Origin of the sequence: Rhodococcus sp. NJ-530 (assembly GCF_003860625.1) — a bacterium.
Lineage (GTDB): Bacteria > Actinomycetota > Actinomycetes > Mycobacteriales > Mycobacteriaceae > Rhodococcus_F > Rhodococcus_F qingshengii.
Genome location: NZ_CP034152.1, coordinates 2,380,847 through 2,397,390 on the forward strand (window position 1 = coordinate 2,380,847; position 16,544 = coordinate 2,397,390).

Sequence of the window (16,544 nt, forward strand, 5' to 3'; positions counted from 1 at the left end):
GGAGAACTGGCGATGACTACCGCGCCCAAGAACATGACCGACGCGATCATCCGGGACGTGACGTTGTACAGCGGCGGGCAATGGCTGACCGGCCACGACGTCGTTGTCTCGAATGGGGTGGTCGAATCGATCGAGAAGTCGACCGGCACCGCCACACCTGGAAGTGTGGACGGATCGGGGGCGTATCTGATCCCTGGCTTCGTCAACACCCATACGCACCTTCAGCAGTCACTGATGCGTGGGATCGCCGAAGGGACACCGCTTCTCGAATGGCTACTCGCGGTCGCAGAAGAGTCGGTTCAGATCACGCCGGAGCGCGCATACACGGCCACTGTCGCAGCCTCGCTGGAGGCATTGCGCAGCGGTACGACCACCCTGGTCGAACACATGTGGCCGCATCCGTCCAGCGAGGTTCACGATGCCGTGATCCGGGCGTTGCACGACACCGGGATTCGTGCGGTGCTGGGACGCGGAACCGCAGACCGGGCGGACAAGACGAGGAAGTGGGGCTTCGATCCGCGGCTCATGCAACCACTCGGAGACGTTCTCGCACATACGGATCAGATGATGCGGGACGTCGCCGGTTCCCGCATTGACGTGGCAGTCGCGGTACCGAACCCACGTTCGCTGACCCCGGATGGGATGTCGGACGTGCGTGAGTTCGCGCAGGCTCGCGACCTGACGGTCTCGATTCACCTGCTCGAGACGCAGACCGACAACACGATGTGTACCGAACACGCGGGCATGAACGCGGTCGACTACCTGGATTCCCATGGGTTCTTGTGGGACCGGGTGCTGGCGGTCCACTGCGTCGAACTCGACGACCGTGGTCAGAAGGTGCTGGCGGAGCGCGGCGTCGGAGTGTCGTACAACCCCGTCAGCAACATGCGGCTCGGTAGCGGAATCGCGCCCGTCCCGAGTTTCCTCGACGCGGGGATCGCGGTGGGGTTGGGTGTGGACGGCGCAGCCAGCAACGATACTCAGGACATGCTCGAGACGCTGCGCACCGGCGCCTATGTGCAGCGAGCCGCGCGCGGCCGTGCCGACCTGCTCGGCTTCGAAGCCATGATCGACATCGCATCCGGCGGTGCAAACGCAGCACTCGGTCTGCCGGCCAGGTCCGGCGGGATCTCCGTGGGCGATCCCGCCGACCTCACCATGATTCGGTTCGAACGCGACTTCGGTTGCCTCCCGGTGCGAGATCCGGGTGCGTCCATTCTCACGACGGGCAGTCGTCAGATAGTGGACACGGTGTTGGTTGCGGGCGAGGTCGTGCTCCGCGACGGGCACTCGACTCGCGTCGACGAGGCGGAATTGATCCGCACGCTCAGCGCTTGGTGACTGTGCTCAGTCTTCGCTGATCTCCATCTCGATCAGGACGCGGCGCAACAGCTTTCCGGTGGCGTTGCGGGGAAGTTCGTCGATGAAGACGATCTCGCGGGGAACCTTGTAGCGCGCGAGATTCGACCGGACGTGATCCTTCAGCTCGTCGGAGTTCTGGTCGGCGCCGTGGGCGACGACGACAAAAGCTCGCAGGCGGTGCCCGAAGTCGGCGTCCTCGACTCCGATGACTGCCGCTTCCAAGACGTCCTCTCGATCGGCGAGCAGGTTCTCGACTTCGAGCGGGTAGACGTTCTCGCCACCGGAGACGATCATGTCGTCGTCGCGGCCGTCGACGAAGAGGAGGCCGTTGGCGTCGAAGTGTCCGACGTCGCCGGTCGAGAGAAGTCCGTCGATACGTTCCTTGTCGCGCCCGTCGGTGTATCCCTCGAAGCTCAGCCCGCTGGCGACGAAGATCCTGCCGATCGTGTGTGGGGTGGTGATCTTCTTGTTGTTCTCGTCGAACAGTTCGACGTGACAGGTCACCGGAGCGCGGCCCGCGGTTCCCGGCGCAATGGTCAGATCCTCGGGAGTCGCGACCGTGGCCACTGCGACCTCGGTGGATCCGTACAGGTTGTAGAGGACGTACCCGAACGAGGCCGTGACTCGCTTGCACAGGTCGGGCGAGAGTGACGAACCTGCCGAGAAGATGATCTTCAGGTTCGACGTGTCGTACTTGGACAGCACGTCGGGACCGAGGTCGATGATGCGAGTGAGCATCGTCGGGACCACGACCAGACTGTCGCACTTGTACTGGGCGACAAGCTTGATCGTGTTCTCCGGATCGAACTTTCGATGCATGACGACGGTCTGGCCGAGCGCCAACGCGAGAGCGAACTGCGAGACACCGGTTCCGTGGAAGGCGGGGGCCGCCATCATCATGGTCTGTCCGCGGCGCAACGGCACGCGGTCGAGGAACTGTGCCGACGCGAGAGGGGAGGTGTGGCCACGCGGCGCACCCTTGGGAGTTCCCGTTGTGCCGCTGGTGAGGAGGACGAAGCCACCGTTCTTCTCGGGTGCCGGCACCGACGACGTGGTGCGTCCGGCGATGGCCTCGTCGAGAGTAGCTGCCGTGGAACCGTCAGCGGCTGTGCCCTCTGGCCAGGAACGATAGACGACGACGTCGTCCGGCAAGGCATCGGCGATGTCCGCGAACTCGTCGTCGTAGACGAAGGCGACAACCTTCTCACGCGCTGCGACGTCCACGAGTTGGGGCCGAGCGAAGCCCGTGTTCATGAGAACGAGCTTCGTTCCGTTCTTTGCTGCCGCCAGCATGGTCAGGACCAAGCCTCGATGGTTACGGCACATCGCACCCATGACGGAGTCGGAGGTGATGCCGTCGGCCTGCCACGCCCGGACCAACGCGTTGCTCTGACGCTCGAGCTCGGCATAGGTGATGGGTCCGCGCTCGTCGATGATCGCCACCGCATCGTAGCCGTTCTCGGCGTGTGCATGGACCGGCCCGGCAAAGGGTCCGTACTTGTCCACGGCTGCAATGGATTTGAGTCCGCGATCGAGGCGAGGGAACGGGACGAGTCCGGCTCGGAACATAACCCCCGCCGCGCCGATGGTGTCAGTGACCTTGGTGACCAATCCGGGCATACGTGAACCTCTTCCCAGCGTCGTTGTAGGACTGATTACACACTAATGCGCAATCAGGTTTCGGTGGTGAAGTTTCACGATGGCGACCGAGCACTCCGCCCCGCCACCTCGAAAGGTGGCGGGGCGGAGTGTTTCGGGATCTGGTCCGTGCGACCGTCACTTCAGTTCGGCGGACGACTTTCCGAGTAGACGGCGTGCGACGATCAGCTGCTGGATCTGCTGGGTGCCCTCGAAGATGTCGAGAATCTTCGAGTCGCGGCCCCACTTCTCGAGCAACGGGCGCTGCGAGTAGCCGTAAGTGCCGGCCAACTCGACTGCCTTGAGCGTCACGTCGGTGCCGGTGCGGCCGGCCTTCGCCTTGGACATGGACGCTTCGAGCGAGTTCGGCTTCTTGTTGTCGGCCATCCACGCCGCGCGCAGAGACAGCAGGTACGCCGCCTCCCAGTCGGCTTCCAAACGGATGAACTCGGCTGCAGCTGCATGCTGGTTGTAGACCGGTGTGTCGTAGGAGATCTCGACACCGGCTTCGGTCAGGATGCCGCGCAGTTCTTCGAGAGCTGCGCGTCCGACGCCGACGGCCATGGCTGCAACGAGGGGCCGGGTGTTGTCGAACGTCTGCATGACGCCGGCAAAGCCCTGCTCCACGTTGACCTCCGGGCTGCCGAGGATGTTGTCCGCGGGAATGCGGCAATCCTGGAGCAGGAGTACTGCGGTGTCGGAGGCCTTGATGCCCAGCTTGTGCTCGAGGCGAGCAACGCTCAGGCCCGGTGCGTCACGCGGAACGACGAACGACTTGATGGCCGCTCGGCCCTTCGACTTGTCGACCGACGCCCACACGACGATGTGCGTCGAACGCTCACCGGCGGTGACGAAGATCTTCTCGCCGTTGAGAACCCACTCGTCGCCGTCGAGAACGGCGGTGGTGGTCACGGCGGCGGAGTCGGAACCGAAGCTCGGTTCGGTGATGGCCATCGAGGCCCACACTTTGCCGAAACGTTCGAGCTGTTCGTCGGTGGACACTGCGGCGATCGCGGCGTTGCCGAGCCCCTGGTAGGGGATCGAGAGCATGAGTCCGACGTCGCCCCAAGACGTTTCGAGCGAGTTGAGGAGCGCAGACATGTTGCCGCCGTTGGCGTTGCCGCCCTTGGCGCTCGCGTCGGACCGTCCGCCGCTGGCGCCGCCGATGTCTCCACCGGAATCGGAGAGGCCTTCGACCATGGCGGCCATGGTGTCGAGCTCGACGGGATACTCGTGCTCAGCGAGATCGTACTTACGTGAAATGGGTCGGAAGATCTGCGCCGCGACCTGATGTGCCTGGTTCGCTGATGCTTTGAGCTTCTTGGGAAGTTCGAGGTTGATCATCGTGGTTCTCCTGGAAGTTCAGCGGCGTCAGATGAGGACGATGCCCTCGGCAACGCCGATGGCACGGAGGTCGCGGTACCAGCGCTCGACCGGGTGTTCCTTGGTGAACCCGTGTCCACCGAGGAGTTGCACACCGTCGAGGCCGATCTGCATGCCCTTCTCGGAAGCCAGCTTCCGGGCCAGAGCGGATTCGCGAGCGAAAGACAAGCCCTGCTCGGCGCGTGAAGCGCCCCGAAGCGTGACCAGGCGCAGTCCGTCGAGTTCGATGCCGATGTTGGCGACCATGAAGGCAACCGCCTGGCGGTGGCTGATCGGCTCGCCGAACGCTTCGCGCTCGTTGACGTACGGAATCACGTAGTCGAGAACTGCCTGGCTGGTTCCGACGGCCATGGACGCCCAACCGAGGCGAGCCAGGCGAATCGCGTCGGCGTATTCGGCCTTGCGCTGCTCGGCGTCACCGTCGCCGAGCAGTGCGGACTCCGACACAGCGACATCGGTGAGGATCAGGCGACCCAGGCCGGCGGCGCGCAGTCCCATGCTGGGATCTGCTTCGACGACGAGTCCCTTGGTGTCGGATTCGACGATGAAGAAGGACGGCTTGCCGTCGAGTTCTGCGGCGATGACGAAGAGCTCGGACGTAGCCGCGGCGGGCACCAAGCTCTTGACGCCGTTGAGCTTGTAGCCGCTGGGGGAGCGAACTGCCTTGGTCTGCAGGGCGAACGGATCGAACAGTGCGCGTGGTTCGTTGACCACCACTGCTGCGCCGGGGACCTGCTCGCCGGTGAAGGCCGGAAGGTAGGTCTTCTGCTGCGCGTCGGTGCCCCACTGCGTCAGTGCGACTGCAACGCCGCTGGGTGCGAGGATCGGAAGTGCAAGTCCCATGTCTCCGTGCGCAAGTGCCTCGGCAACAAGCGAATTGGTGACTGCGCCGCGGTCGGCAGCTGCTCCGTCGAGTTCTTCGGGAACGTTGATCAGCGTGATGCCGAGCTCGGCTGCGCGCTTGGAGAGATCGGCGGGTGCCTGCGCTGCGCCGTCGGCGTCGTGCGCTGCGGGACGCAGGATCTCGGCCGCGAACTCGCGCACGGTCTCGACGATCATCTTCTGGTCGTCGTCGGGGGTCAGATCGAAGTAGTCGGCGTTCTTGCTCGGGTTGTCGGGCAGGCGCTTGGGTGCGCCGTTGCCCGAGACCTTCTGGAATCCTCGAGTGGCGGCACCCAGGGTTTTGAAGCCCGTCTTGGTGCCCTCGTAGGTCACGCGATCGATGGTGTGACGCAGATTGAACTTCTCGGCCAGTTCCGAACCGGTGATCTTGGTAAGCACACGCATGGCTGCGCCCATGGCGTCGCGTTTGATCGGGTTCAGGCCGACGGCGGACGTGTCGCGGGGCGCACCCTTGGCGCCGCCGCGCTGCGCGCCCGATTCGCTGCGCTGAGCGCTCTTGTCGGGGGCAACACTGTCTTGCTTGGTCATGATCACCAGCTGTTTCTCGGTGTTGGGGCGTTGGACGATCCTTATCTTACTCATCAGTAAGGTCTGTTGTCGAGAAACCGCGAAATGATGCGCGTCATAGGCTCGAGGGGTGAACCGGACAGAGGTGCCAGATCGGATACAGCGGTACGTGCGCTACACGCCGTTGGTGGTGGTCCCGTGCCTGTTGATCGCCAGCACGTATCCGGGGGAGTATCGAGTTCCCCTCACCTACTGGATTCTGTCGATGCTGTCGGCGCTCGCCTTCGCTGTCGGCCGTCGATGGCCGGTCTTCGCGTCCCTGGTCATCTCGGCGCTCGCCGTTCCGATGTTCGTCGCCGACGCCTGGGGGCTGTCCGAGCTTGTTCCGTATCTCGGGGCGGTCGCCGTCGTCGACGTCACGATGCGGGCCGAGCGTAGAGAAATGGTTGCCGTATCGGCAGCAGGATGGTGCGGTTCGGTGCTCGCGGGGATCTGGTTCGAATCTCACGAAGCGTTCTGGTCTGTCACGACGGCTGTGAAAGTGCTTGCGTACGTGGGGTTGCCACTGCTGCTCGGGCTGTATCTACGCTCGCAGCGTGAATTGGCCGCGAACAATCTTGCGCAGACCCGCGCTGCGGAGCGCAGTGCGCTCGCCCGCGAACTGCACGACCTGGTTGCGCACCACATGGCATCGATCGTCCTGAGAATCGGCGTGGCTCAACATGTCTTGGCGCCCCAGGACGAGGCCGTGCGTGAGGTCCTCGCGGATGTGCGTGGGACTGCGTCCGATGCGCTGGCCGATATCCGTCGCCTCCTGGTCGCACTTCGTGATCCTTCGCTCGGTGAGGTCGCTCTGGTCGAGCCGGATGCCGTCGAGGCGGAAATCGAGGCGGCGATAGATCGTGTGCGTGCGGCGGGTTTCGAGGTGCAGGCAGTCTTCGATGCCCAGGAGAATGTCGAGTCAGGCGCAGCCGATCTCGACGCGATCGGGAGGCTGACGTTGTTGCGGGTGATTCAGGAATCACTGACCAACGTCATGAAGCATGGCGACAAGAAGGGGCTGGTATCGGTCTCGGTCGGTCGCGAAGACAACCGGGTGCATGTCAGGGTTGTCAACGACGTCGAGGGATCGCCTCGGAGTGCAGGTCATGGCCTGGTGGGAATGCAGGAGCGTGCGGAGTTGGTCGGCGGCGAGATGACCGCGGGCACCAACAGTGACGGGAAATGGGAAGTGCACGTGAGTATTCCACTCGTTGTCTCGGGCGATGTCTCGTGATCAGCGTGCTGATCGTCGACGACCAGCGACTTGTGCGCGCCGGTTTGCGGATGCTGTGCGCGGCAGCCGAGGACATGACCGTGGCCGGTGAGGCGTCGAACGGCGTCGAGGCGGTAGCGCTCGCTGCAGAATTGGATCCCGACGTGATTCTGATGGACTTGAGAATGCCCGGGCTGGACGGGATCGGCGCCACGCAGCAGATCGTCAAGGCCGGTCGTCGAGCGCGCATCCTCGTGCTGACCACCTTCGACGACGACGATCATCTGTATCCCGCACTCGCCGCGGGGGCTTCGGGATTCTTCGTCAAGGACACCGAACCCGCCGAGTTGCTCGGTGCCATTCGGCGGATCGCCGAGGGCGAGATGGTGTTCACTCCGGAACTTCTCCGCCGCGTTGTGGATCGAGCGGTGATCGGTGGTATCGCAGACACTGCTGCGACGGAGAAGGTTCCGTTGACCGATCGCGAATCGCAGGTCCTCGCGCTGGTGGCAGAAGGGAAGAGCAATCAGGAGATCGCGGACACGCTGCATCTCGGTGTGACCACGGTGAAGACGCACGTGGCGAACCTGATGTCGAAGACCGGTTGCGACAATCGGGTTCGCCTCGCCGTGTACCACTTGCAGAACTTTCAGTGACCGGAGTGCGAACCAGGCATCGGCATGTCCATCTGCATCGGAGCCGCCTTCTGTCCCGGTTCGAGGACGAGGAATTGGCCCATCATCCCTTGGTCCTCGTGCATCAGCAGGTGGCAGTGGAACATGTATGGGAAGGTGGGATCGGTGTACTCGGACCACTGCAGTGCGACGCGAACCCTGCTGCCCGGCGGTGTGTAGACGGTGTCCTTGAGTCCGCGCAAGTGCGGCGGGGGAGTGCGACCGTCGACGTCGAGGATCTGGAACTGGACGTCGTGGACATGGAAATTGTGTGGCCAGTTGTCCTTGTTGGTGATCGTCCACACCTCGGTCGCGCCGACCTCGGCCTCGAAGTCGATGCGGTTCATGTCCATTCGTTGCCCGTTGATCATGTACCACTGCAGATCGAAGGTTCGGGAAACGCTTGCCTTCGACGGATCCAGACGCGGCAGTACGGCCAACTGCGCCGGGAGAGTCGACCGTGACGCGCGGCTGGCAACGCCCCGCAGTTCGAGGATGTCGAAGCGGTCGTTCATGCCGAAGTTCTCGGCGTCGGAGGAACTCACGCCACCGCCGTCCTCGATCGGGAACGACACCAGTGTGGTCGTCGCACCGGGGTCGACGCGAACCACGATCTCGGCTCGTTCGCCGGGGCTGAGCTGAATCCGCTTGATCGCAATAGGTGATTCGAGCAGTCCGCCGTCGGTGGCAATCAGATCGAACGTGCGGTCGTCGGGGAACCCCAGGTTGTAGAGACGGCCGGAAGAGCCGTTCAGAATGCGTAACCGGACGACCCCGGTGGTGACGTCGAGGTAGGCGTCGGAGATGCCGTTGGTGACGATCGTGTCGCCGAGCAGGCCTATGTCGGTCGGATCCGATTCGTCGAAGCTGCCGTCGGCGAGGAATCGACGATCCTGGATGATCAGCGGAACATCGTCGACACCATAGGTTTTGGGGATGTCCAACGCCCGCGTGTCGGCGTCGTCGATCAGGAACAGTCCGGCGAGACCGCGCTGCACGTGCCGTTCGGTGGATCCGTGCGGGTGTGGGTGATACCAGAGCGTCGACGCCGACTGGCCGATCGTCCACGCCGGTTCCCAGCGTCCGCCGGCTTCGATGGTCTGGTGCGGGCCGCCGTCGTATCGGGCGGGCAGATGCATGCCGTGCCAATGGACGGTCGTGGGCTCTGCCAGTGTGTTGTCGATCGTGAATGCGACAGATTCTCCGCGTTCGGCGCGGACGGTCGGCCCCAGAATGGATCCGTTGAAACCCCAAGTGTCGGTGAGTTTTCCCGCGACGATCTCGGTGGTCCCGGCACCGGCACGAAGTGTGAAGTGGCGAACACCGGCGTCGTCGACGGTGGATTCGGCAAGCGGCGGAATCGGTAGCGGACGCGAAGTTCCGGCCACCGCCAACGTGGCGCTCTTCGCTGCCGGGTCGGCGCCGCAGCCCACCGCGAGCCCGAGGGGCGCTGCGGCCAGACCGAACAGAATCGTGCGCCTGGAAATCCGGTTCATCGTTCTCCTGGAAGTAGTGCGTGATCAACTACTTCCAGTCAACGGGCCGAGATGTCGTGCCGAATCCTGCCGACGGGCCTGTCGGAATTCCTCCCTCGGACCCTTGCGGCGGGTGGGATGTTCTGGTACTCGGGTGTTACCGCAGGCGGGCCAGAACGTCTTCGTGCAGCAGTCCGTTGGTGGCGACCGCGCTGCCGCCGTGCGGACCTGCGCCGCCGTCCAGATCGGTGAACGCGCCGCCGGCCTCACGGACCAATACGTCGAGCGCTGCCAGATCCCACAGGGAAACCTCGGGTTCGGCAGCAATGTCGACGGCGCCTTCGGCCACGAGGCAGTAGGAGAAGAAGTCCCCGTAACCGCGCACGCGCCAGACGTGGTCGGTGAGTTCGACGAACTGATCGCGAATTCCGCGGTCCTTCCACCCCGAGAGGCTCGAGAAGCTCAGGCTCGCTGACTCGCTGCGATCGACGGCGGATACCTGGATCGCCCGCGCATCACTGTCCCCGAAGGAAGTATGTGCACCCAAACCTGTTGCAGCCCACCATCGCCGATTCAGTGCAGGTGCGCTCACGACGCCGATGACCGGGACGCCGTCCTCGAGCAAGCTGATCAGCGTGGCCCACACCGGTACGTTGCGGACGAAGTTCTTGGTCCCGTCGATGGGGTCGACCACCCACTGTCTGCCCTCGAAGACTGCGTCGCCGCCGAATTCCTCGCCGAGTACGGAATCCGCAGGACGATGCTCACCGAGCGTCGCGCGCACTGCTCGCTCGACAGCCAGATCGGCGTCGGAGACGGGGGTGAGGTCCGGCTTGTCGTCCACTCGAAGGTCGAGGGCGCCGAAGCGGGCGCGAGTGATCGCGTCAGCCTCGTCGGCGATACGGAGGGCGAGTGCGAGGTCGGATGCGCGATCGGTCACGGGTACACAACCTACCGGCTCAATCGGGGAGGACCTCGTTCAGCTTTCCGGTTGCGACGTCGAAGACGAATCCGCGTAGGGAGGTCGTCGCGGTGACGAACGGACTGTTCTCGATGCGCTTCAACGACTGACGGACGTCCTCGTCGATGTCGGGAAACGATTCGGCAGCCCAATTTGGTTTGATGCCGATCTCGTCCTGGATGGATCGCTTGAAGTCGTCGTCGGTGAACGTCAGCATTCCGCAGTCGGTGTGGTGGATGAGGATGATCTCGGTAGTTCCCAGCAGACGCTGGCTGATGGCCAGGGATCGGATCTCGTCGTCGGTGACGACTCCACCCGCATTGCGGATGACGTGCGATTCGCCTTCCTTGATTCCCAGCACCCGATAGACGTCGATGCGGGCGTCCATGCAGGCGAGTACGGCGACGTGTTTGCTGGGTGGGAGGGGGAGCGGTCCGGTGAACTGCTCGGCGTAGGCGGCGTTGTTCTGCAGGTATTCGTCGGTGACAGTCATCGTTCCAGTAGGTTCCCTCGGAGCGACGTTGGCAAGGCTTCCAGTCCCGGTGATCCCAATACGTGACGGGCGGCAGGGCCGAGGTCGGCACCCGGTAGCCTTGAGAACCGTGCATCCCGACGTAATTGCAGACCTGAACGCCCTCGACACCACCCTTCGCACCTGCGAATCGGTTGTGGACGTCGAGGAGCTGCGCCGACGCATCGACGAGCTCGAGCACCAGGCAGCCGACCCGGGTCTGTGGAACGACCAGGAACACGCCCAGCAGGTCACGAGCCAGCTCTCCCACGCGCAGGCCGAGCTGCGCCGGATCGTGGCACTACGCGAGCGACTCGACGAGATGCCGATCCTCTACGAACTGGCAGAAGACGAAGGCCCCGACGCGGTGGCCGACGCCGACGCCGAGCGCGCGAGCCTGCGAGACGACATCGCGGCGATGGAAGTCAAGACCATGCTCTCGGGCGAGTACGACGAGCGCGACGCGCTCATCAACATCCGCTCCGGTGCCGGCGGTATCGACGCTGCAGACTGGGCCGAGATGCTCATGCGTATGTACATCCGCTGGGCGGAGAAGCACGACTACGGCGTCGAGGTCTACGACACGTCGTACGCCGAAGAAGCCGGACTCAAGAGCGCGACGTTCGCGATCAAAGGCCCGTACACGTACGGCACGTTGTCCGTCGAGATGGGCACCCACCGGCTCGTTCGCATCAGCCCCTTCGACAACCAGGGGCGCCGTCAGACGTCGTTCGCCGAGGTCGAGGTACTGCCGGTCGTCGAGACGACCGACCACATCGAGATCAACGAGAACGACATCCGCGTCGACGTCTACCGCTCGTCCGGTCCCGGCGGCCAGTCGGTCAACACGACGGACTCCGCCGTTCGACTCACGCACATCCCGACGGGAATCGTCGTCACCTGTCAGAACGAGAAGTCGCAGCTCCAGAACAAGGTGTCGGCGATGCGCGTCCTGCAGGCAAAACTGCTCGCGGTCAAGCGTCAGGAAGAGCGCGCCGAGATGGATGCGCTCAAGGGCGACAGCGGCAGCTCGTGGGGCAACCAGATGCGCTCCTATGTTCTGCATCCGTACCAGATGGTCAAGGACCTGCGTACCGAGTACGAGGTCAACAACCCGTCGGCAGTGCTCGACGGCGACATCGACGGGTTCCTCGAGGCCGGCATCCGCTGGCGCATGAGCGAGAACCAGTCCGCATAGCGTTCGGATACCGAAAGGCACGATGACTTTACTTCGACCTGGGCAGAACCTGCTCGATTGGCTTCAAACCACCGGTTTGTCCGTCCTCATGACCGTGCTCGGGGCGATGATTCTCGCCCGGTTGGTCAGTTGGGGAGGCAACAAGGTCACCGACCAGATCGACTCCAACTATCAGTTGGGCGATGCGCTGGTTCGTTCCGAGGCGACCAAGCATCGTCACTCGGTCGCGCAGGTCATCACCTGGGTGGTCATCACGTTCATCTACGTGATCGCGACGCTGAAGGTTCTCGACCAACTGAACCTGCCGATCGGAAGTCTCGTCGCGCCGGCGACCGTTCTCGGTGCGGCGCTCGGTTTCGGTGCACAGCGCGTCGTGCAGGACATTCTTGCCGGTTTCTTCATCATCACCGAACGTCAGTACGGCTTCGGTGACACCGTGCGACTTGCGATCACCGGCTCCTCCGACGACGCCGAGGGTGTCATCGAGGACGTGACCCTGCGCGTGACGCGAATGCGGAACTCCGACGGCGAGGTCATCACCGTTCCCAACGGGCAGATCGTGAAAGCGACCAACCTGTCCAAGGATTGGGCACGCGCCGTCATCGACGTTCCGGTTCCGGCGACCGCCGATCTCACCCGGGTCAACGAGGTGCTTCGCCAGGTCGGAGTCGACGCGATGGCCGACCGCGGACTCAAGAAACTGCTGCTCGACGAGCCCACGGTCATGGGCGTCGAAAGCCTGGAGGTCGATCAGGTCAACGTGCGGATGGTCGCGCGCACACTCCCTGGCAAACAGTTCCAGGTCGGACGCGCTCTTCGCGTCCGCGTCGCCGCAGCACTGCGACGTCAGGGGATCACGGTGTCACCGGATCTGCACACCGTACGGACCGAGGAGGCGAGCGAATGACCGATCAGGAACCGCGCCGCGGACTCGACCGACTGTTTCACCTGGACTGGCTCCCGTCCCGGATTTTCGGCGGCCGGATGCGAACCTCTACCTTCATTCTCATCGTGGCGTGGATATTGACGTATCTGTTGCATACGTATCTCAATCCTGAGGACCCGACCGCAGTGACACCACCGCCCAGCGTGGACACGTCGCAGACCGAGCCTTACGTCGCGCCCTCGGTCAAACCGTCGACGACGACCCCCGTGCCGTCCTCGACCGAGCCGACGACTACGTCCGAGACCCAGTCTCCGGAATCGAGCACGGGCAGCTCAGGTTCTCCGACTCCGACTTCGGGTCCCGCGCCTGCGCCGGGCAACGCCGAACAGTCCGCGACCACGGTGCCGACCACTCCGGCGACGACGACCGTTCCCCAACCTGGCGCGGCGATGCAGGCACCGACGTCTGTGCCGCAGTCACCCGCGACCACCGGTACCGGATAAGGACGAGGGTGCTCGCGCGTGGCGCCAAGGTCACCGTTAGATAACGGCTAGACTGGCTAGTTGTGATCAGCATGAAGAATGTGTCGAAGTCCTACAAGGCCTCCACCAGGCCGGCGCTCGACAAGGTCAGTGTGGAGGTGGAGAAGGGGGAGTTCGTCTTCCTCATCGGCCCCTCCGGCTCCGGCAAATCGACGTTCATGCGGTTGCTGCTCAAGATGGAGTCGCCCACGTCCGGCGACATCGAGGTCGCGGATTTCCACGTCAACAAGTTGGCGGCCCGCCGCGTGCCGAAGCTTCGCCAGAGCATGGGCTGTGTGTTCCAGGACTTCCGCTTGCTTCAGCAGAAGACGGTCTCCGAGAACGTGGCCTTTGCGTTGGAAGTCATCGGCAAGCCCCGCAACGTCATCGCGCGCACTGTGCCCGAGGTTCTCGACATGGTCGGTCTGGCCGGCAAAGCCGATCGACTGCCCACCGAACTTTCCGGCGGTGAGCAGCAGCGCGTCGCCATCGCCCGCGCATTCGTGAACCGCCCTCTCGTGCTGCTCGCCGACGAGCCCACCGGCAACCTGGACCCCGAAACGAGCCAGGACATCATGCTGCTGCTCGAGCGGATCAACCGCACCGGCACCACCGTCGTGATGGCGACCCACGATCACCACATCGTCGACTCCATGCGTCGACGCGTCATCGAACTCGATCTCGGCAAGGTGACCAGAGACGAAGCGCGGGGTGTGTACGGCGTCGGCAGGTAGCGCCGACTACGACCACACGTCCCGTACGCCCACCGGTTGTCGTGAAACAACCGGCCTCTCGAAAAGGAATCGGATTCCCCGATGCGCGCCAGCTTTATTTTCAGCGAAGTCCTGACCGGCCTACGCCGCAACATCACGATGACCATCGCCATGATCTTGACGACGGCGATCTCCCTCGGACTCTTCGGCGGTGGTCTGCTGGTCGTGCAGATGGCAGGCAAGACCCAGCAGATCTTCCTCGAACGAGTCGAGGTGCAGATCTTCCTGACCGACGACATCTCTTCGGCCGATCCCGGTTGCGAGCAGGAGATCTGCAGTTCGTTGCGCAAGGAACTCGCGCAGACTCCGTCCGTCGTCGCGGTTCAGTACCTCAACCGCGAAGACGCCGTGAAGGACGCCACCGAGCGCGTGTTCAAGGACCAGCCCGAACTGGCAGCCCTGGTGAGCCCGGACAGCTTCCCGGCGTCGTTCAAGGTCAAGCTCAGTGACCCGGAGCGGTTCGGCGTCATCAACGACACCTTCGGTTCGAGGCCCGGCGTCGAGAGTGTGCTCAATCAGCGCGAGTTGGTGGACCGACTGTTCAGCGTGCTCGGTGGAGTGCGCAACGCAGCGTTCGCGATCGCGATCGTCCAGGCGATAGCGGCCATCCTGCTCATCGCCAACATGGTCCAGATCGCCGCGTTCACGCGTCGTACCGAGGTCAACATCATGCGGTTGGTCGGCGCGACGCGTTGGTACACCCAGCTTCCGTTCCTCCTCGAAGCCGTCGTGGCGGCCTTGATCGGTGCGGTGCTCGCCATTGCCGGACTGTTCACGGCGAAGAACGTCTTCATCGACGGGGTCCTGTCCGACGTCTACGAAGCGAACATCGTGGCGCGGATATCCAACAGTGACGTGCTGTTCGTCTCGCCGATCCTCGTACTTGCCGGTGTCGGAATGGCCGCGGTGACGGCGTACGTGACGCTGCGTCTGTACGTCCGCGAATAATCGGTTTGCACGAGCTTCTATGCTGGAACAGCAAGAACCATTCGACAGCAAGACAGCGGACTGAGAGGCCCGGACAGTGAAGGAAAAGGGCCGCAAGGTCATTGCGACCAATCGCAAAGCACGCCACAACTACACGATCATCGACACCTACGAGGCCGGCATCGCTCTCGTCGGGACCGAGGTCAAGAGTCTGCGTGAAGGCAAGGCGTCGCTCGTCGACGCGTTCGCCACGGTGGACAACGGCGAAGTGTGGTTGCGCTCGTTGCACATTCCGGAGTACACGCAAGGCACGTGGAACAACCATTCGCCACGGCGTACCCGAAAGCTCCTGCTGCACAAGCGTGAGATCGAGCACCTCGTCGGCAAGACCCGCGAGGGAAACCAGACGCTGGTCCCGCTGTCGATGTACTTCAACGACGGCAAGGTCAAGGTCGAACTCGCACTGGCAAAGGGTAAGCAGGACTACGACAAGCGCCAGGACATGGCCAAGCGCACCGCCGAGCGCGAGGTGACCCGCGAGCTCGGTCGTCGTATCAAGGGCATGCGCTGACCTCCATCCTGCTTGCCCTCGTGGCGGCAGTTGCCTACGGAGTCAGCGACTTCGTCGGGGGAGTTGCGTCACGACGAGTTGCCGCACTGCGTGTGGTGATCGTCTCGTATCCACTCTCGCTCGTCATCGTTCTGATCGCAGCACCTTTCGTATCCGGGACGCTGACGCCGAACGGTCTGATCTGGGGTGCGATCGCGGGCGTCACGAGTGGTCTGGCGGTCTGGTGGTTCTATCTCGCGCTGGCAACCGGCCCCATGTCGGTGGTCTCGCCGCTGACAGCTGTTCTGGTGGCGGGTATTCCGGTGCTCGTCGGCTTCGCTTTCGGTGAGCGGCCGGCGTTGATCGCGTACCTGGGTATTGCCGTCGCGCTGGTCGCCGTCGTCCTGGTCAGCCGCGAGTCGCCTGACGACACCGCGGGTGAGGTTGCCGGCGGAATCACCCTCCGCTTCACCAGACAAGTGGCTCTTCTGACCGTCGGAAGCGGTGGCGCATTTGCACTCTCGTTCATCGCACTTCACCAGATCGGCGAGGGCAGCGGGCTGTGGGCGTTGGCCGTATCTCGAGGTGCCGCGACCGTCGTGGTGTGGTTGGTCGCGCTGGCGGCCGGTCACTTCGTTCTCCCACGACGCGAGCCACTCAAGCTCGCGGTGTACGTCAGCGTCCTCGACGTCGTCGCGAACGGGACGATGATCTACGCCTTCCAAGGCGGAATGCTCTCACTGGTCAGCGTGATCGGTTCGCTGTATCCGGCTGCGACGGTTCTGCTCGCCATGGTGATGCTGGGCGAGCGGGTAAGCCGCGTGCAACAAGCGGGAATGCTGTTGGCGCTGGCGGCAGTCGGCATGATTGCCGTCGCTGGGGCGTAGTTCCTTTTCAGCGGCTGTGACCCGTACACCCATCGTAGGAACGCGCTGTTTCATTCCTCGACGAGTACCAGGGCTACTTGCACGCCGGATACCCCGATCCGCCACCATCCTGTCAAAAGAGTCCCGCGTGGTT

General features: G+C 63.7%; 16 protein-coding genes. 10 read left to right on the top strand and 6 right to left on the bottom strand.

All coding sequences use genetic code 11. The features are described from left to right. Nucleotides 1-12 precede the first annotated feature (12 nt). On the top strand, nucleotides 13-1,341 hold the full coding sequence (locus EHW12_RS11095) for an amidohydrolase family protein (protein WP_125050620.1): 1,329 nt from the start codon (nucleotides 13-15) through the stop codon (nucleotides 1,339-1,341). Between the two features lie 6 nt (nucleotides 1,342-1,347). On the opposite strand, the gene EHW12_RS11100 is transcribed toward EHW12_RS11095, so the two are convergent. The 3 genes from EHW12_RS11100 to EHW12_RS11110 all read right to left on the bottom strand — a co-directional run bounded on the left by EHW12_RS11100 (nucleotide 1,348) and on the right by EHW12_RS11110 (nucleotide 5,820). Next, nucleotides 1,348-2,982, bottom strand: coding sequence for an acyl-CoA synthetase (locus EHW12_RS11100; protein WP_003942348.1), 1,635 nt, complete (start codon nucleotides 2,980-2,982; stop codon nucleotides 1,348-1,350). Between the two features lie 156 nt (nucleotides 2,983-3,138). After that, nucleotides 3,139-4,344: an acyl-CoA dehydrogenase family protein gene (locus EHW12_RS11105; RefSeq protein WP_003942363.1), complete on the bottom strand. Its 1,206-nt coding sequence runs from the start codon at nucleotides 4,342-4,344 to the stop codon at nucleotides 3,139-3,141. 27 nt (nucleotides 4,345-4,371) lie between these two features. After that, nucleotides 4,372-5,820: an acyl-CoA dehydrogenase family protein gene (locus tag EHW12_RS11110; protein ID WP_125052574.1), complete on the bottom strand. Its 1,449-nt coding sequence runs from the start codon at nucleotides 5,818-5,820 to the stop codon at nucleotides 4,372-4,374. A 103-nt stretch (nucleotides 5,821-5,923) separates the two neighbouring features. On the opposite strand from EHW12_RS11110, the gene EHW12_RS11115 reads away from it, so the two are divergent. Next, entirely contained in the window at nucleotides 5,924-7,069 is a 1,146-nt protein-coding gene (locus EHW12_RS11115) for a histidine kinase (protein WP_047271658.1), read from the top strand. Continuing rightward, nucleotides 7,066-7,704 carry a response regulator transcription factor gene (locus EHW12_RS11120; protein WP_047271656.1) on the top strand — a complete coding sequence of 213 codons (639 nt, stop codon included), beginning with the start codon at nucleotides 7,066-7,068 and terminating at the stop codon, nucleotides 7,702-7,704. The genes EHW12_RS11115 and EHW12_RS11120 overlap by 4 nt, the downstream gene beginning before the upstream one ends. Here the strand turns inward: EHW12_RS11120 and EHW12_RS11125 are convergent. From EHW12_RS11125 to EHW12_RS11135, 3 genes are all read right to left on the bottom strand, one after another. After that, the gene (locus EHW12_RS11125) at nucleotides 7,698-9,218 is read right to left on the bottom strand and encodes a multicopper oxidase domain-containing protein (protein WP_125050622.1); all 1,521 of its coding nucleotides are present in this window, start codon (nucleotides 9,216-9,218) and stop codon (nucleotides 7,698-7,700) included. The two genes, EHW12_RS11120 and EHW12_RS11125, sit on opposite strands and share 7 nt — an antisense overlap. A 136-nt stretch (nucleotides 9,219-9,354) precedes the next feature. Next, the gene (gene hisN, locus EHW12_RS11130) at nucleotides 9,355-10,137 is read right to left on the bottom strand and encodes a histidinol-phosphatase (RefSeq protein ID WP_007731284.1); all 783 of its coding nucleotides are present in this window, start codon (nucleotides 10,135-10,137) and stop codon (nucleotides 9,355-9,357) included. A 19-nt stretch (nucleotides 10,138-10,156) separates the two neighbouring features. Continuing rightward, the gene (locus EHW12_RS11135) at nucleotides 10,157-10,651 is read right to left on the bottom strand and encodes a carbonic anhydrase (protein ID WP_007731285.1); all 495 of its coding nucleotides are present in this window, start codon (nucleotides 10,649-10,651) and stop codon (nucleotides 10,157-10,159) included. 109 nt (nucleotides 10,652-10,760) lie between these two features. Here EHW12_RS11135 and prfB point away from each other — a divergent pair, with 109 nt between their 5' ends. From prfB to EHW12_RS11170, 7 genes are all read left to right on the top strand, one after another. Further along, entirely contained in the window at nucleotides 10,761-11,867 is a 1,107-nt protein-coding gene (gene prfB, locus EHW12_RS11140) for a peptide chain release factor 2 (protein ID WP_003942364.1), read from the top strand. A 22-nt stretch (nucleotides 11,868-11,889) separates the two neighbouring features. Then, nucleotides 11,890-12,774, top strand: a complete 885-nt coding sequence (locus EHW12_RS11145; RefSeq protein WP_003942304.1) for a mechanosensitive ion channel family protein — start codon at nucleotides 11,890-11,892, stop codon at nucleotides 12,772-12,774. After that, nucleotides 12,771-13,256 carry a hypothetical protein gene (locus EHW12_RS11150; RefSeq protein ID WP_007731286.1) on the top strand — a complete coding sequence of 162 codons (486 nt, stop codon included), beginning with the start codon at nucleotides 12,771-12,773 and terminating at the stop codon, nucleotides 13,254-13,256. Before EHW12_RS11145 ends, EHW12_RS11150 begins: the two co-directional genes overlap by 4 nt. 62 nt (nucleotides 13,257-13,318) lie before the next feature. Next, nucleotides 13,319-14,008: a cell division ATP-binding protein FtsE gene (gene ftsE, locus EHW12_RS11155; protein WP_003942294.1), complete on the top strand. Its 690-nt coding sequence runs from the start codon at nucleotides 13,319-13,321 to the stop codon at nucleotides 14,006-14,008. An 81-nt stretch (nucleotides 14,009-14,089) separates the two neighbouring features. Then, complete coding sequence (gene ftsX, locus EHW12_RS11160; RefSeq protein WP_125050624.1) at nucleotides 14,090-14,995, top strand: permease-like cell division protein FtsX; 906 nt, start codon at nucleotides 14,090-14,092, stop codon at nucleotides 14,993-14,995. A 76-nt stretch (nucleotides 14,996-15,071) separates the two neighbouring features. Further along, nucleotides 15,072-15,545 (top strand): SsrA-binding protein SmpB, encoded by a 474-nt coding sequence (gene smpB / locus EHW12_RS11165; protein ID WP_003942330.1) that lies wholly within the window; start codon nucleotides 15,072-15,074, stop codon nucleotides 15,543-15,545. A gap of 8 nt (nucleotides 15,546-15,553) precedes the next feature. Continuing rightward, nucleotides 15,554-16,411 carry a DMT family transporter gene (locus EHW12_RS11170; RefSeq protein WP_125050626.1) on the top strand — a complete coding sequence of 286 codons (858 nt, stop codon included), beginning with the start codon at nucleotides 15,554-15,556 and terminating at the stop codon, nucleotides 16,409-16,411. Nucleotides 16,412-16,544: the final 133 nt, after the last annotated feature.

Coding starts and splice junctions, on each gene's coding strand:
- EHW12_RS11125 (WP_125050622.1), bottom strand. CDS start 9,218: ATGAACCGGATTTCCAGGCGCACGATTCTGTTCGGTCTGGCCGCAGCG.
- EHW12_RS11145 (WP_003942304.1), top strand. CDS start 11,890: ATGACTTTACTTCGACCTGGGCAGAACCTGCTCGATTGGCTTCAAACC.
- EHW12_RS11095 (WP_125050620.1), top strand. CDS start 13: ATGACTACCGCGCCCAAGAACATGACCGACGCGATCATCCGGGACGTG.
- EHW12_RS11100 (WP_003942348.1), bottom strand. CDS start 2,982: ATGCCCGGATTGGTCACCAAGGTCACTGACACCATCGGCGCGGCGGGG.
- EHW12_RS11135 (WP_007731285.1), bottom strand. CDS start 10,651: ATGACTGTCACCGACGAATACCTGCAGAACAACGCCGCCTACGCCGAG.
- EHW12_RS11150 (WP_007731286.1), top strand. CDS start 12,771: ATGACCGATCAGGAACCGCGCCGCGGACTCGACCGACTGTTTCACCTG.
- EHW12_RS11105 (WP_003942363.1), bottom strand. CDS start 4,344: ATGATCAACCTCGAACTTCCCAAGAAGCTCAAAGCATCAGCGAACCAG.
- ftsX (WP_125050624.1), top strand. CDS start 14,090: ATGCGCGCCAGCTTTATTTTCAGCGAAGTCCTGACCGGCCTACGCCGC.